The organism is Amycolatopsis sp. NPDC021455 (genome assembly GCF_040640995.1).
Taxonomy (GTDB): Bacteria; Actinomycetota; Actinomycetes; order Mycobacteriales; family Pseudonocardiaceae; genus Amycolatopsis.
Map to the genome: position 1 here is coordinate 17,377 of NZ_JBFACT010000083.1, position 14,296 is coordinate 31,672.

The window sequence follows — 14,296 nt, forward strand, 5'->3', positions numbered from 1 at the left end:
ATGAGAAGTCAGAGAACCGGCTCGGTCGGACTCGTCCTGTGCGTGGCGGCCATCGCGGCGCTGGTACCGGGTGCCACCGCGGACGCCGCCGTGGCCGCCACCACGTTGATCAGCGTCGGCGTCGACGGCAAGCCGGGCACCGGGGCGAGCGGGGAGCCGTCGGTGTCCGCCGACGGGCGGTACGTGGCCTTCAGGTCCTCGGCCCGGAACCTCGTCGCCGGGGACACCAACGGGGTCGACGACGTGTTCGTGCGGGACCGGGTGGCCGGGGTGACCACCCGCGTCAGCGTCGACCGCAACGGTGTCCAGGGGAACGGCGACAGCTGGGCACCGTCCATTTCGGCCGATGGCCGTTACGTCGCGTTCGTGTCGTTCTCGACCAACCTGGCTCCGGGAGACACCAATCTGTCCTGGGACGTGTTCGTCCACGACCGGTTGATCGGGTGGACGAGCCGGGTCAGCGGCGGGTTCCTGGGTGCCGCGGGCAACGGCCACAGCTTCAACCCGGCGATCTCGGCCGATGGGCGCTTCATCGCGTACGACTCCTACGCCAGCAACCTCGTCGACCGCGACACGAACGGCGCCCAAGACGTTTTCGAGTACGACCAGCAGACGGACCGCACCATCCGGGTCAGCGTCGATTCGGACAGCCTCGAGGGCAGGAGGGCCAGCCAGCGGCCGTCGATCTCGGCCGACGGCCGCTACGTCACGTTCGAATCCGACGCCGTCCTGACGCGCACCGACACGAACCAGGCGACCGACGTGTACGTGCACGACAAGCTGACCGGGCTGACCGATCGGGTGAGCGTCAACGCCCACGGTGACCAAGGGCAAGGCGCCAGCAACTTCGCCACGATGTCGGCCGACGGGCGTTACGTCGCCTACCAGTCGGTCGCGGAGAACCTGCTGCCGAACCCGGGGGACACCAACGGCCAGGTCGACAACTTCCTGGTCGACCGGCAGACGTCGACGGTCACCCGGTTGAACGTCCTCTACACGGGCGCGGAGGACTACGCCGGCACCACCCAGGGCGTCCGCCCGTCGATCTCGGCCGACGGCCGGTACACGGCGTTCGACTCCTTCGCGTGGCGGCTCGTGCCGTTCGACCGCAACAACGTGTGGGACGTGTTCGTCCGCGACCGCGACACCGCGACCACGACCCGGGCCAGCGTCGCCGGAAACGGCACGGAGGGCAACGGAAACTCCGCGACGCCGTCGATCTCGGCCGACGGCAAGCACGTCGCGTTCCAGTCCGTCGCCACCAACTTCGCGACCGGCACCGACATGTGGACGCCCAACGTGTACGTGCGCGACCTCGGCTGATCCTCGGCCTGCCGGGGTAGGACTCGTGAGGGGCAACGCCGGTGAGAACCGGCGTCGCCCCTCACGAGGGCCGGCCAGGTGGGTGAGCCGGCGCATCCGGAGAACGCGGCGAACTCGTGGCCGGCGATCGTTCCGCCCTATCGTCTACGCGGCACGAGTCCGGCCTCGAAGGCGATGATCGCCAGGTGGACGCGGTCCCGAGCCTCGAGCTTGGCGAACAGGCGCGCGACATGAGTCTTCGCCGTCGCCGCGCTGATCACCAACCGCTCGGCTATCTCGGTGTTCGACAGGCCCTGTCCGACCAGTGCCAGCACCTCGCGCTCCCGGTCGGTGATCTCCGCGACGAGACCTGAGTCCGCGGCCGGTTCGGGGGCCGCGGGGCCGGAGGTTCCGGCGAAGTCCGCGATCAGCCGCCGGGTCACGCTCGGCGCGATCAACGCGTCGCCGGCCGCCACCACGCGGATCGCGTCCAGGATCGCGTTCAGGGCCATGCTCTTGAGCAGGAATCCGCTGGCGCCGGCGCGCAGTGCGCCGTAGACGTACTCGTCGTCGTCGAACGTCGTCAGTACCAGCACCTTGGGCGGGTCCGGCTCGGCGGTCGCCTGCCGGGTCGCCTCGATCCCGTCCATGCCCGGCATCCGGATGTCCATCACCACCACGTCCGGCCGCAGCTCACGCACCAGACGCATCGCCTCGCGGCCGTCGCCGGCCTCGCCGACCACCGCCAGATCGTCGGTGTCGCCGATCAGGATCGCGAGCCCGACCAGCATCAGCGGCTGGTCGTCGACCAGGAGGACCCGCACGCTCATGCCGGGAGCCTCGCCGCCACCCGGAATCCGCCCTTCGGACGCCGGCCGGCGCTGAACTGGCCGGACAGCAACGTCACCCGCTCGCGCATGCCGAGCAGGCCGAAGCCGCTCCCGCCGGGCGTCGTCGAGTGCCGGGGACGGCCCGGCCCGCCGAGACCGTCGTCCCCGTCGTCCACCACCTCGATCGTCACTTCCTCCGGCTCGTATCCGACCGCCACCCGGCACGTCCGTGCCCCGGAATGCCGCACCACGTTCGTCAGCGACTCCTGGATGATCCGGAACGCCGACAGTTCGATCTCCGGCGGTAGCGGACGCCGCTCGCCCTGCCAGGTCACGTGGACCCGCACCCCGGCGTCGGCCGTGTGTTCGGCGAGTTGCGAGACGTCGGCCAGGCTGCCGGCCGGCGCCAGCGGAGCGGCCTGCGGCATGGCGTCGTCCGGCTCGGCGCGGCGGAGCGCCCCGAGCATGCGCTGCAGCTCGAGCAGCGTCTGGCGGCTGGTGGTCTCGATGCCGGTCAGCGCCTGCCGCGCCTGCTGGGGCTTGGTGTCCACGACCCGCGCCGCCGCTCCCGACAGCACCGTGATGATCCCGATGCTGTGCGCGACGCTGTCGTGCAGTTCGCGGGCGATCCGCAGCCGCTCGGTGACGACGGTGCGGGCCGCGGTCTGCTCGTGCAGGGCTTCGAGGTATTCACGGCGTTTGCGGTACACCCCACCGAAGACCCACGCGACCGCGAACCACAACGCGTACTGCCCGGTCCACTGGGCCGTGTCGCCGATGTTCTCCCCGGGGTAGACGTGGATGTTGTTGACGAACACGGCCGCGACGGCCGCGACCGAGCCGGCGGCGGCAGCCTTCGGCCGCCGCACGGCGAGGTGCCCGGCCAAGACGACGAGCAGGACGAACACGACCTCGGACCGCACGCCGAAGAGGTAGCCGAGGACCGATTCGCCCAGGATCGCCGCGAAGACCACCGCCGGCAGACGGCGCATCAGCAGGACCGGAAGGGCGAGCACGACGCACAGGCAGATCATCTGGAAGGGCCCGAGGCCCGGAAACCGGAACAGGCCGTCGTGGTCCGGGACCCGGGCGATCGACCAGCAAAGCGTCACCGCGTAGAAGCAGGCGGTGGCCAGCACCACGGCCTGTGACATCAGCCAGGTCACGCGCTTCGATGTCGAGAGACGCTGGAGAAGCTCTTCCATACGGAGATCGTATTCAGCGGCATCGGCTTCGCGCGTCGCCCCGGGGATGTACGCGCCCGGTACACCCCCGGGCCGACGGCCGGGGGAACGGTGACATCCACCGGCCGACGCGACGGATGGCATTCTGTTCGTAGGTTCGTGACCATGACGAACGCACCGATGATCGATCTTCGCGAAACGCCGAAATTCGCGGGTTCCCGGGCATGAAGCAGGGCCCCGAATGTCAGACCACCGACATGAGCGAAGCGCTCGGCGGCGCTGTCGGCAGGGTCTTCGCCACCGCGGGTTTGGTCATGATCCCGTGGGTTCTCTATCTGTCGATGTCCTTGCCGGAGAAGGCGATGGACAGTCACTGGGCTCTGGCCTGGGTCGGTCTGGACAGTTGCGAGGCATTGGCCTTGTTCGCCACCGGTCGATTCCTGAAGCGGGCGGACAACCGCTGCGCGCTGACCGCCACCGCGGCCGCTGCGCTTCTCCTGACAGACGCCTGGTTCGACGTCACCGCGGCGGCACCCGGGAGCGCGCTGGCCATCGCGATCGTGATGGCCGTATGCGTGGAAATTCCCATCGCCGTCGTGTGCACGGTCTTGGCCTTGCGACTGGTCCGCCACCCGTTCCCACAGTCCGGAACCGCTGAACAGGAATCTCTGTGAACGCCGATATCAGGCGTATCGGGTCGGCCTGGGAAACGGGGCGGCCATCGAGGCGGCGAGTACCGCTTCGAAGTCGGGCGGTGGTGTCCATTGTGGTGGACCTGCGGCCGGAATGGGCTCGCCGCGCACGGCTCGGCACAGCGAGTACTGCGCGTATGTGACGTAGGGGTGGGTTTCCGGGCCGGGATCGCGGAGTTGCCGCAGCGCGGTGCGGTATCGGTCGGCGAGTCCGGTGTCCTTGACGAGGTGGAGCGGCGGGTCGTCGCCGACGGGCAGCCTCGCCTCACGCGTGAAGCTCGTCAGCCGGCGGAGCATGAACGCCGCGACGGTTTCGCCGGTGAGCTGGTCGGTGATCTCCTGGACGTCGTCCGGGTCGTAGACGTCGATCGCGTGGGTGTTCCCCTGCATGGCGGCGGCCCGGGGTACGAAGACGTCACAGCGCACACCGAGTTCGTCCGCGATCACGGGGACGGCGTCGGCGGGTACTTGCCACACCGCGGCGACTTGCGGGCGCCGCCACCAGCGGTCGCGGGTCGGGTTGACCCGGTCGACGACCTTCCGGCGTTCGACCTCGACGCCGGGCAGGCTGCTCAGCCACTCCGTCAGGGCGTGGGCGTCCACGTCGATCCGTTCGGCGCTCCGGACGGTCTCGTCCGCCGTGCGTACCTCCACTTCGACACCGGCGGGTTCGGCGAGCTTCACGTGTTCGATGACGGCGATCGACCGCAACGCGCTGGTCCGCGTCGCCCCGGACAGCCGTTTGACGAGCACTCGCGCCGGGTTCTCCGCCGGATCCAGCTCGACCCACCGCGCACCGGAACGCAGGCTCCACGGCACTACCACCGACAGCACCAGCCCGAGGGCGAGGAGGACGCCGCCGAGCACCAGGGCGGTGTGCCACATCGTGGCCCAGCCGAAGAAGACGGCGACCACGGGCAGGACCACGACGACGAGCAGCGGGCCGGCCACCGCGAACGGGATGGCCAGGCTGCCGGCCCACGTCTTGGTCAGCAGGCGCGTGACGTGCGGAACGAACACCAGCCGCAACGTTCCGGACGACGTCGTCACCACCGGGCGCAGCCCCTCGGGAACGGCTGAGGAAACGTCCACCGGCAACTCCCTCGATCGGGGCCACAGGTGGCCAGGCTACCTCGATCGCCCCGGTCCGTTGCCGAATTCGGGTGCGAAGGCCTGCTCGACGCCGAGCCGGCCTTCCGGGTCAGCGGCCTTCTTGGACCGGTTCACGGACGTCGTTTCGTGGTCCGGTGACCACCACCTGCCTGGCGCCTCCGCCGGGGCGGGTCAGGAAGCGGGCGGCCACCGCCGAGGCGAGCATGAACCCGACCATCACCGTGGCCATTCCCACCACGGAGGAGGTTCCGATCAGGCCGGTGAGTGGGCTGATCAAGGCGCCGCACAGCATCTGTGCCCCTCCTTGGAGCGCCGACGCGGTGCCGGCGTACCGCCGGCCCGCGTTCTGGACGAGCGCTATCGACGCCGGGAGTACCAAGCCCATGCCCGCGGTCAGAACGCACAGCGCCGTCCATGCCCACAGCAGCCCGGGCACGCCGAGGAGCCCGACGGCGAGCATGGCAGCGGAGGCGGTGACGGTACCGCCCAGGCCCACCGCTCGCAGGGTGGTCGCCTTGATCCTCTTCACCAGGGCCGTGAACGTGACGCTGGCCGTCACCATGGCCAGTGCGTTGGTGGCGAAGATGGCGGTGTAAGTCGATTCACCGATGGCGTACACGTCCTGCAGGACGAAGGACGAGCCTGCGATGTACGTGAAGAATCCGGCCATGGCCAGACACGATGTGACCAGATGACCTCGGAACAGCTTGTCGCGCAACAGCTCCGACATCCGCGTCAGGCTGGCCCCGAGACTGCGCGGATGCCTCCGTTGTGGCGGAAGGCTTTCGGGGATGCGGAAGACGACGCCAGCCAGCATCACGGCTCCGAGAGCACCCAGGAACAGGAACACCGCACGCCAGGTGCCGACCGAGAGGATCAATCCGCCCAGCATCGGTGCCACGACCGGACCGACCAGGCCGGCCGAGACCACGATCGCGAACCGCCGGGCGGCCCGGTCCGGGGGGAAGTAGTCCGTGATGACCGCCCGGCCGCACACGATTCCGGCAGCGGCGGCGAGCCCCTGCAGAATACGGACAGTGACGAGCACCGCGCCGTTGGGAGCAACGGCCGCCAGCCCGGAAAGGACGACGAAAGCCGCGCTGCCCACCAGGAGGAACGGCTTGCGGCCGATGCCGTCGCTGATCGGTCCCAGCACCAGCTGGCCGACTGCCACGCCGAGCAGGAACCCGGTCAAGGTCAGCTGCACAGTCGCGGGTGAAGCATCCAGGGACGCACCCATCGCCGGCATGGCCGCCAGGTAGGTGTCCGTGGCGAACGGCGGAATTCCGATCAGGAGCATCAGGATGGCCATCGACGGTGGCCGGCGGGATTCAGGCATCGGCGCACCCTCGTCGTGAGACCGGCGGTTTTCTTGCTGTCACCACCCGAGTGTCGGTCCACGAAACCCTTTTCCGGCCGGAGGGAGGTCATGTCTGTCAGGTCTGGCCGCACCGCCCGGCTCGACCTGACGAACTCCGCGTGCACCACGTTGCCTGCCGAACCCGTGTCTTGGAAGGCTCTGCCGAGTGTGTCGGCGACCAAGCTCGGCAATCGGAGGGCCGGAGTGAAGGGGATGGCGAGATGGCCAGGTTTCTGTGGGCCAGCTTCGACGGTGGCGGCAACGTGCCCTGTGGCCTGGGGGTCAGTCGCGACCTGGTGGCGAACGGGCACGAGGTGTCGTTCGTCGGCCGGCCCGAGATGGTCGACCGGGTTGCTCCCACCGGTTTCCGGACCATCGAGCTGAGCACGTCCTACGTCCACGCCGACCGGTACTCCTGGCATCCGCGCGGGCGGATCTTTTCCTACCTCACCTCTCCGGCCGTCGGCGACGAACTGCTGGCGGTCGCGGCCAGGGAGCGTCCGGACGTCGTCGTCATCGACGCCATGTTCGGGGCCGCGCTGGCAGTCGCGCCTCGGTTCGCCGTTCCCACGGTGGGAATCCTGCAATCGTTCCTCAACCGGACGATCGACGGGTGGAACGACATGATGGGAGCGCAGAGCGAAGCCCGTCAGCGTTGCGGGTTCGATCCGCTGCCCCCACTCGAGCAGTTGTGGGGAGACCTCGACCTGGTCCAGGTCAACGCTCTCGAACAGTTCGACGGACCGCCCCGGACAGGGTTGAAGAACCTGCGCTACGGCGGGCCGATCTTCGAGGACGACGACCGGGCGGCGCCGATCCGGCTGCCGTGGGACCCGGCCGATCCCACGCCGCTCGTCCTGGTCAGTTTCAGCACCGCGGACGTGCAGGTCTCCGTCAGCAAACTCCAGCGCTCGCTGGATGCCCTGGCCGAGCTACCCGTGCACGTGGTGGTCACCACCGGAGGCATCGACCCGGCTCGGCTCAGCATCGCGGAGAACGCGTATGCCGTGCAGTTCGCCTCGCACGGACCGCTGATGCGCCTGGCGTCACTTCTCGTCACCCATTGCGGGCACGGCACCGCGATGCGTGCGCTCAGTCATGGCCTGAACATGGTCTGCGTCACGGGAAAGGCCGCCGACCAGGAAGCCGCGTCTTTCGACCAGGAACCCATCGGGGAATTCGTCGAAGAGTACGGCGTCGGACGCTCGGTGCCTGCCGAGGCGTCCGTGGCCCGGATCCGCGCGGTCGTCGAGTCCGCGATCACCGACCACGAGGCCCGGCGCAATGCGCGAGCGCTCGCCGGTCGGCTGCGGGCCAGCCAAGGCGCTGCGGATGCCACCAGGGAACTCGTCGCTCTGCTGGATCCCCCGTCGCCATGGGCACGAGAGGTCTCCGCCTGACCGGCCTTGATCGGCTGGACCACGGAACCCCGAGGGCGGTGTCCGTGACCAGGCCGGTAAAGCGCTCACGAGTCTTCCTTACGCGGGCACGATGCCGAACCCGAGCACCACCGCCGCCGACACCACCACGTGTCCCGGCGCCAGGTCTTCCGCCGTTGCGGCGCCGCCGGCCCCGTGCCCGCGGTACTGCGGCTTCTCTTCCGGATCGACGTCATCGATGTGCACCACCGCGCCCAGCCTGACACCGGCCGCTTCGGCGTAGAGCTCGGCCTTCGCCCTGGCCGCCGCGACCGCCTCGCGCCGGGCCCGGGCACGGAGCGCCGGCTTGTCGCGGATGTCGAAGTCGACGCCCTCGATCTCGTTCGCGCCGGCGGAGACCAGGTCGGTCAGCAACGACGGCAGGTCGTCCAGTGCCGCCGACTCCACGACGAACGAGGCCGAACTCTCGTAGCCCAGGAACTTCCGCTGCTGGCCGTACTCCCATTTGCCGCGGAGTTCGATCCGCGAGCTTTCCACCCCGGCGTCCGGGACGTCGTGTCGCCGGAGCGTCGAGCGGATCTCGTGCACGGCCATCCCCGCGGACTCGAAGGCGTCCGACGGCTTCTGCTCCAGGCACACGACCTTGAACCGCGCCCGCACCAGGTCCGGGGCCGCCTTGACGCTCGCGGCACCGTGTACCGTCACGCCCCACGGGCGTTCGATCATCTGCATGGGCCCAAGTCAACCAGGAACCGGGGCGGGGTGAACTCGCCCGGCGGAGAAGCGCGGAGACCGCCGCCCACGTACTCGGCCACCGCACCGGGCCGAGCCTCGCGGCTACTCGCTCAGGCGTCTCCCTTGCCGGCGAAGCTCGGTTCCGCCGCTTCCAGCCGTGGTACCGCGATGCCCAGCCGTCGTGCTTCGGCCAGGGCGTCCCGGCAGACCTCCCATGGCTCCTGGGCCGCGGGGTCGGCGTGGGACTCGAGAGCCCGGCGCGCCGGCGGGACGTGAGTGGTCAGCCAGGCGAGCGCGGGGGCCGTCAGCCAGGTCGGCGCCCGGAATCCCAGCACCGCACGCCGGTGGCGGCGCAGGTCGACACCGCGCGCCTCGAGCACCGGCAGAAGCTCGCGGGCGGCCAGCAGCGCCTCGCGCAAGTCGGCTGTCTCGCCCGCCAGTTCGGCCAACGTCCCCAGCCGCAAGCCCTGCGAGTGCAGGCCGGCGTCCGCCACGAAGTGGAGCCACAGCCAGCCGCGGAAATCGTGCTTCTCCCGCAACCGGAATCCGGCATCGCGAAACGCCCGTCGCACGGCCCGCGCACGCTCGTTCGGTGGCTGGTCGAGGGTGCCGAAGATGACCGAGGGCAGCAGTGTCCCGTGGAGCGCGCCGTCTTCGCCGAAGCCACCGCCGCCTTGCGGGAAGCCCCACGCGACCTGGTCGACGGGCAGAGCGCCGATCGCGGCCAGCGGCTCGGCCCAGATGTTGCCGAACACCAGCACCGTGGCGTTTCCCGTGCGCGGGGCCAGAAAGTCCGCGGCCTCGGTGAGGCGGTGGTGCGGCACGCTCAGCACGATCAGGTCGAAATCGTGGTCCGGCTCCAGCTCTTCGCGGTAGCGCACCGGCCATGTCCGGACGACGCGCTGTCCCCAGATGCGCCGCCGCGTGTCGAACAGATCGAGTTCCACCGTGTCTCCGTACGCCGCCGCGCGGCCCGGCCGGACGTAGAACTCGACGTCATGCCCGGCCTGTTCCAGCGCCCAGCCGTAGACCGTGGCGATCACGCCCCGGCCGAACATCAGGATCTTCACGCGCACCTCGTGGGCTATGATGAAATTGGAGGTCATCTCCACTTATCAACGTAGGGAGGTGGGCCCCGGTTGTCAACGGAAGGCAAGGCGGGCAAGCCGCTGCGTGCCGACGCCCGGCGCAACCGCGACGCGGTGCTGGCCAAAGCGCGGGAGATCTTCGACGCCGGGGACTTCTACGACCTGCGCTTCGACGACTTCGCCCGCTTGGCCGGCGTGGGCACCGGCACGCTGTACCGTCACTTCCCGACGCGGGAGGCGCTGGCCGAGGCCGTCTACCGCGAGGAAGTCACGACGTTGTGCAACCGTGCCCGCGAGCTGCAGGCCACCCTGCCCGCGGGTGAGGCCCTGGCGAGCTTCCTGCGGGGCATGGTCGGCTACATCGCCGCGTACCAGGGTCTGGCCCGGACGCTGGCCACGCTCATGGCCACCGGGTCGGGTGCCCTCGCCGAAGGCAGCCGGGCGCTGGAGCAGGTGGTCACCGACCTGGTCGCCGCGGCAGTGCGGGACGGCGCCATCCGCGACGACGTGGGTGCCGGTGCCCTGATGATGGCCCTGCACGGCATCGGCGCGGCGCACGACCGCCCGGACTGGCGGGCCGAGGCCGACGACGTGATCACCCTCGTGCTCGACGGGCTGCGCCGGCCCCCGGGTGCCGGGTCCGGGTGACCACGAGAACGTCGGTGAAGTCCCCGCTTCTGCCCGTGGAAGAGCCGGCACGTCGAACACCCGAAGCGGTGTCGAAGTCCGGACGGGCAACTTCGGCAAGGTAAACGGGCACTTCCCGTCGGTTGCCGGTCCTTTTTGGTGCGTCGCGGCCGCGGCCGGCGATAGAGTGCGATGGCAACGCAGGTGGAGTCGTTGTTTCTCATATTCGTTCTTGACGTTCCGGACGTGCTCGGCAATTGCGCCTTTCCGTCGGTGACAAATGGAGTTCGTATGTTGTTCAGTGACGCGAAAGTACGCGCCGGCCATGCGGATTTCGTGGAGCGTCAGATCGCCGCGGTCCGCCGGGTCCACGCGGGCGAAGAGGATCTTCCCGCTTTGCACGCGGACAAACTCGTTCGCACGCTTGTCGCCGCCGCGGATTCCCGGCAGTTCGGGAGTGTGCTCGCCGGTTGGCGCGACGAGGAGACCGTGGTGCGGGCGCGTGCGGACGAGCCGGCCGTCTTCGTCGAGAAGATGCTGGCTGAACTCCCTGTCCTCGGCCAGGCGGAGTTCCGGTCCGGCTCGAGTGCGGTGTTCACCCGCCCGATAGGCGAGTTCCTGCACTACTACGAATCCTCGGGAACCACCGGCGACCCGGTGGCCGCGCCGAAAGCACTGGACGACCTCGCCGCGAACACGATCAATATCGGCGAGATGTGGTGCCGGGTGCTCACTCCGGCGGACTCCGCGCTGATCCTGATCAACGGCCCGTTCGCACCGGCCGGGTACCAGTTCGAAAAGGTGATGGAGTACCTGGGCGTGCTCTCGCTCCGCTTGTGGGTCGACAACGTCACCGGCGACTACACCCGGATCCTGCGGTTGCTGCGTGAACTCTCGATCAGCACCTATGTCGGTTCCCCTTCGCGTCTGCTGGAGATGCTGCATTTCGCGTACCGGCACGGAGAGCCGCTGCCCCGATTCCGCCGGCTGCTGCTCATGGCCGAACAGGCCGGCCCGTCGCTGCTGCGGCATCTGGAGCGGCTGACGGGGGCGAAAGCCTTCGTGGGCAGCTTCGGCTCGTCGGAGACGGGCACGACGGCGGCCACCTGTGAGCAGGGCAGGTTGCACCTCCAGGTGCAGAGCTACCTGTTCGAGCTGGCCGACTCCCAGGGGATCCGGCCGATCCGTGGCGATCACGACGAAGGCGAACTGGTGGTCACCTGTCTCGACCTGCGCGCACGTCCCCTGCTGCGCTATCGGACCGGTGACCTGGTCGAGGTGTCCGTGACCCCTTGCCCGTGCGGGGTGGCGCTCCCGGTGGTGCGGACGCTGGGGCGCGTCCACGACGTCATGCGCCTCGGCAGCCACGGCTTCCGCCAGCAGGACGTGGAATCGGTGCTGTGGGCCGAAAACAGCCCCGAAGCCGGGCACTTCACCGTCCTCAACTACATGCTCGTCCTTCGTGGCCCCGATGTCGTGTGCCTGCTCACCACCGATCGCGAACCGGAGCCGCCCGGCCTCGACGCGGTACGACGGCGGCTGGCCGGCCTGTTCGACGGCCACCACCTTTCCGTGCGGACGGTCCCGGCGCTGCCGCCGCTGGCTTCCCTCGGTTCGTACCTCGGCTGGAAACTCTCCCGGCTGGTCGATCTGGACGACCACGCCATGACCGACCGGCTTCCCCCGCCGATCGCGGAGGTCGTCCGCGTCTCGCTCGCCGAGATCGAAGCCACCACCGGTCTGCGACCGGCGATCCCCCTGACAGAAGGAGCCCGATGAGCTCTCCCGAACCCGGATCCGCCATGACCGACGCGGAGAAAGCCCAGTTCGTCCTCGGCGTCTACTTCCGGACCCAGGCGGCGATCGAGAAGTACCTCGGCGCCGACGGGCTGCCCGCGTGGACCGACCACGTGGCCGGCATCAACGCCGCGGCCATGCTCAACCGCATCGAGGACCCGGCCGAGCGCGCGCGTGATCTGCTGACCGGGCTGGCCACCATGCTCGACGTCTACGGCTCCGACACGGTCCGGACCGACGAGCCGCGCAGCACTTCGCTCGCCGTCCGCCGCTGCGGTATCTACGACTACCGCGAGCGCGCGCAGGCCCAGGGCGTCGAATTGACCCTGCGGCGGCCGTGCGAATACTGCGTCGATCTGCATCACCGGACGGCGGACAAGCTCGGCGTCACGGTGGAGCACGAACTGGGCGAGCGCAGCTGCCACTGGACCGTGCAGGTGCCGGAAGCCGGATCCGGGAACGACCTCCCGTGACCGCGGCCGACACCCTGCCGCTGCCGTACCGGCGTGCCGCGGGATGCCCGTTCGACCCGGATCCCGAATTCGCCGAGCTCCGCGCCACGCGGCCGGTGTCCCGGGTGCCGCTCAACGGCGGCGACGAGGTCTGGCTCATCACCCGGTTCGACGACGCACGCCAAGTGCTCGGCGACCCCCGGTTCAGCAGTGAGCTGACGCCGCTCGGGATCGTGCTGCCGGAGCCGGAGGACCGGACGCTGGCCGAAGAGCTGCGATCGCAGCAACCGGGGACGTTCATCGAATGCGATCCGCCGGAGCACACCCGGCTGCGGCGGATGATCGCGGGCGAGTTCACCGAACCGCGCATGCGTGCCCTCCGGCCGAGGTTCACCGAAATCGTCGAGGAGCGGCTCGACGCGATGGCCGCCGCCGGACCGCCGGTCGACCTGGTCGCCTTGTTCGCCCTTCCGGTGCCCTCGATGCTCATCTGCGAACTGCTCGGACTTGACCCGGACGCGTTCGACTTCGCCGCCCTGACCAGGATCATGACCGACGTCATGGCGAGCCTCGAGACCCTGATCCCGGCCCGGGACGCGCTGCGCGCCGGGATGCGCGCTCACGTGGTGGCCACCAGGGCCGATCCCGGCGACAACCTGCTGGGGAGAGTGATCCGGCGGTACGGCTCGGAGGTGACCGACGAAGAGCTCGTGGGGATCGGCAACCTGTTGCTGGTCGCCGGCCACGAGACGACCGCCAACATGCTCGGTATCGGGACGTTGGCCCTGCTGCGCCACCCCGCGCAGCTAGCCCGGCTCCGCGACGATCCGGCGATCGTCGGGTCCGCTGTGGACGAACTGGTCCGCTACGTCTGCATCCCGCACCACGGCGAGATCCGCACGGCCACCGCCGACGTGCTGGTGAACGGGACGGTGATCCGCCGCGGCGAGCAGGTGCTCGTGTCGCTGCCGTCGGCGAACCGCGACCCGGCCAGGTTCGTGCGGCCGGACGAGCTGGACTTCGACCGGCCGCCACGGACCCACCTCGCCTACGGGTACGGCGTCCATCACTGCGTGGGCCTGCCTCTCGCCAGGATGGAAATGCACGTCGCGTTTCCCGCCTTGCTGAAGAGGTTCCCGTCGCTGAAGCCGGCGATCGGCTTCGACGAGGTGTCCTACCGCCGGTCCAATGTGACCTACGGCGTCCATTCGCTGCCGGTCGCCTGGTAGCGCGGTCACGACGACGGGAGCAGCAGTGCCCAACATCGCGAAGGTACTGGCGAGGGTCGTGGTGGACGACCTGGACAAGGCCATCCCGCTCTACCAAGCACTTTCCGGTGCCGAGGAGGTGCAGAAGTTCGGTCACGGGAGCGTGGAACTGGCCAGTGTCGGCCCATTCCTGCTGCTGCGGGCAGAAGGTGCCGAAGGCTACACCGACCGGACCGCGACCATCCTCGTGTTCGATGTCGCCCCTGTCGTCCGGGACATCGAACGGGCCGGCGGCGAGATCATCGAGGGGCCCTCGGCGGGGCCCAACGGGGAACGGCTGGTGGCCAGGCACCCGGACGGTTCCGTCTTCGAATACATCGCCGTCCCGAACGCCTGAGGGCCGTGGTTTCCGACAGTGCCATCGAGGATCGTGCGGGGGCCATCACCCGATCGACCGCCCCAATGTGGCGTTGGTTGCGTCCAACGCACCGAACGCCACATTGGGTGCGTTGGACGCACCGAACGCCAC

Annotated in this window: 14 protein-coding genes; 8 read left to right on the forward strand and 6 right to left on the reverse strand. The window is 69.5% G+C overall.

Going from position 1 to position 14,296, the window contains the following annotated elements; all coding sequences use genetic code 11:
- Nucleotides 1-1,323 (forward strand): hypothetical protein, encoded by a 1,323-nt coding sequence (locus tag AB0G28_RS43750; protein WP_361103719.1) that lies wholly within the window; start codon nt 1-3, stop codon nt 1,321-1,323.
- A gap of 137 nt (nt 1,324-1,460) precedes the next feature.
- Here the strand turns inward: AB0G28_RS43750 and AB0G28_RS43755 are convergent, their stop codons facing one another.
- Together AB0G28_RS43755 and AB0G28_RS43760 are read right to left on the reverse strand one after the other, a co-directional pair.
- Nucleotides 1,461-2,132, reverse strand: coding sequence for a response regulator transcription factor (locus AB0G28_RS43755; RefSeq protein ID WP_361103721.1), 672 nt, complete (start codon nt 2,130-2,132; stop codon nt 1,461-1,463).
- The gene (locus AB0G28_RS43760) at nt 2,129-3,337 is read right to left on the reverse strand and encodes a histidine kinase (protein ID WP_361103723.1); all 1,209 of its coding nucleotides are present in this window, start codon (nt 3,335-3,337) and stop codon (nt 2,129-2,131) included. Before AB0G28_RS43760 ends, AB0G28_RS43755 begins: the two co-directional genes overlap by 4 nt.
- Nucleotides 3,338-3,573: 236 nt before the next feature.
- Between AB0G28_RS43760 and AB0G28_RS43765 the strand changes: the two genes are divergently transcribed.
- Nucleotides 3,574-3,990: a hypothetical protein gene (locus AB0G28_RS43765; protein ID WP_361103725.1), complete on the forward strand. Its 417-nt coding sequence runs from the start codon at nt 3,574-3,576 to the stop codon at nt 3,988-3,990.
- 9 nt (nt 3,991-3,999) lie between these two features.
- On the opposite strand, the gene AB0G28_RS43770 is transcribed toward AB0G28_RS43765, so the two are convergent.
- A complete protein-coding gene (locus tag AB0G28_RS43770) occupies nt 4,000-5,100 on the reverse strand; it encodes a hypothetical protein (protein ID WP_361103727.1) in 1,101 nt (366 codons plus the stop codon).
- Nucleotides 5,101-5,209: 109 nt separating this feature from the next.
- Nucleotides 5,210-6,460 (reverse strand): multidrug effflux MFS transporter, encoded by a 1,251-nt coding sequence (locus AB0G28_RS43775; RefSeq protein WP_361103729.1) that lies wholly within the window; start codon nt 6,458-6,460, stop codon nt 5,210-5,212.
- Nucleotides 6,461-6,702: 242 nt separating this feature from the next.
- Between AB0G28_RS43775 and AB0G28_RS43780 the strand changes: the two genes are divergently transcribed.
- Nucleotides 6,703-7,881, forward strand: coding sequence for a hypothetical protein (locus AB0G28_RS43780; protein WP_361103731.1), 1,179 nt, complete (start codon nt 6,703-6,705; stop codon nt 7,879-7,881).
- A gap of 78 nt (nt 7,882-7,959) precedes the next feature.
- Here AB0G28_RS43780 and AB0G28_RS43785 read toward each other — a convergent pair whose 3' ends face one another.
- Both AB0G28_RS43785 and AB0G28_RS43790 read right to left on the reverse strand, forming a co-directional pair.
- On the reverse strand, nt 7,960-8,592 hold the full coding sequence (locus tag AB0G28_RS43785) for an SIMPL domain-containing protein (protein WP_361103733.1): 633 nt from the start codon (nt 8,590-8,592) through the stop codon (nt 7,960-7,962).
- Nucleotides 8,593-8,705: 113 nt separating this feature from the next.
- Complete coding sequence (locus AB0G28_RS43790) at nt 8,706-9,665, reverse strand: 2-dehydropantoate 2-reductase N-terminal domain-containing protein (protein WP_361103735.1); 960 nt, start codon at nt 9,663-9,665, stop codon at nt 8,706-8,708.
- A gap of 69 nt (nt 9,666-9,734) precedes the next feature.
- On the opposite strand from AB0G28_RS43790, the gene AB0G28_RS43795 reads away from it, so the two are divergent.
- The 5 genes from AB0G28_RS43795 to AB0G28_RS43815 all read left to right on the forward strand — a co-directional run bounded on the left by AB0G28_RS43795 (nt 9,735) and on the right by AB0G28_RS43815 (nt 14,164).
- Entirely contained in the window at nt 9,735-10,331 is a 597-nt protein-coding gene (locus tag AB0G28_RS43795) for a TetR/AcrR family transcriptional regulator (RefSeq protein ID WP_361103737.1), read from the forward strand.
- Between the two features lie 171 nt (nt 10,332-10,502).
- A complete protein-coding gene (locus AB0G28_RS43800) occupies nt 10,503-12,089 on the forward strand; it encodes a hypothetical protein (protein WP_361103739.1) in 1,587 nt (528 codons plus the stop codon).
- Nucleotides 12,086-12,580 carry a hypothetical protein gene (locus AB0G28_RS43805; RefSeq protein ID WP_361103741.1) on the forward strand — a complete coding sequence of 165 codons (495 nt, stop codon included), beginning with the start codon at nt 12,086-12,088 and terminating at the stop codon, nt 12,578-12,580. Before AB0G28_RS43800 ends, AB0G28_RS43805 begins: the two co-directional genes overlap by 4 nt.
- A complete protein-coding gene (locus AB0G28_RS43810) occupies nt 12,577-13,788 on the forward strand; it encodes a cytochrome P450 (RefSeq protein ID WP_361103743.1) in 1,212 nt (403 codons plus the stop codon). Before AB0G28_RS43805 ends, AB0G28_RS43810 begins: the two co-directional genes overlap by 4 nt.
- A 25-nt stretch (nt 13,789-13,813) precedes the next feature.
- A complete protein-coding gene (locus AB0G28_RS43815; RefSeq protein ID WP_361103745.1) occupies nt 13,814-14,164 on the forward strand; it encodes a VOC family protein in 351 nt (116 codons plus the stop codon).
- The last annotated feature ends 132 nt before the right edge of the window (nt 14,165-14,296 follow it).

Bases quoted from the DNA above. Each gene is read 5' to 3' on its own strand.
- AB0G28_RS43750 (WP_361103719.1), top strand. From the start codon at position 1: ATGAGAAGTCAGAGAACCGGCTCGGTCGGACTCGTCCTGTGCGTGGCG.
- AB0G28_RS43755 (WP_361103721.1), bottom strand. From the start codon at position 2,132: ATGAGCGTGCGGGTCCTCCTGGTCGACGACCAGCCGCTGATGCTGGTC.
- AB0G28_RS43760 (WP_361103723.1), bottom strand. From the start codon at position 3,337: ATGGAAGAGCTTCTCCAGCGTCTCTCGACATCGAAGCGCGTGACCTGG.
- AB0G28_RS43765 (WP_361103725.1), top strand. From the start codon at position 3,574: ATGAGCGAAGCGCTCGGCGGCGCTGTCGGCAGGGTCTTCGCCACCGCG.
- AB0G28_RS43775 (WP_361103729.1), bottom strand. From the start codon at position 6,460: ATGCCTGAATCCCGCCGGCCACCGTCGATGGCCATCCTGATGCTCCTG.
- AB0G28_RS43780 (WP_361103731.1), top strand. From the start codon at position 6,703: ATGGCCAGGTTTCTGTGGGCCAGCTTCGACGGTGGCGGCAACGTGCCC.
- AB0G28_RS43785 (WP_361103733.1), bottom strand. From the start codon at position 8,592: ATGCAGATGATCGAACGCCCGTGGGGCGTGACGGTACACGGTGCCGCG.
- AB0G28_RS43800 (WP_361103739.1), top strand. From the start codon at position 10,503: ATGGCAACGCAGGTGGAGTCGTTGTTTCTCATATTCGTTCTTGACGTT.
- AB0G28_RS43805 (WP_361103741.1), top strand. From the start codon at position 12,086: ATGAGCTCTCCCGAACCCGGATCCGCCATGACCGACGCGGAGAAAGCC.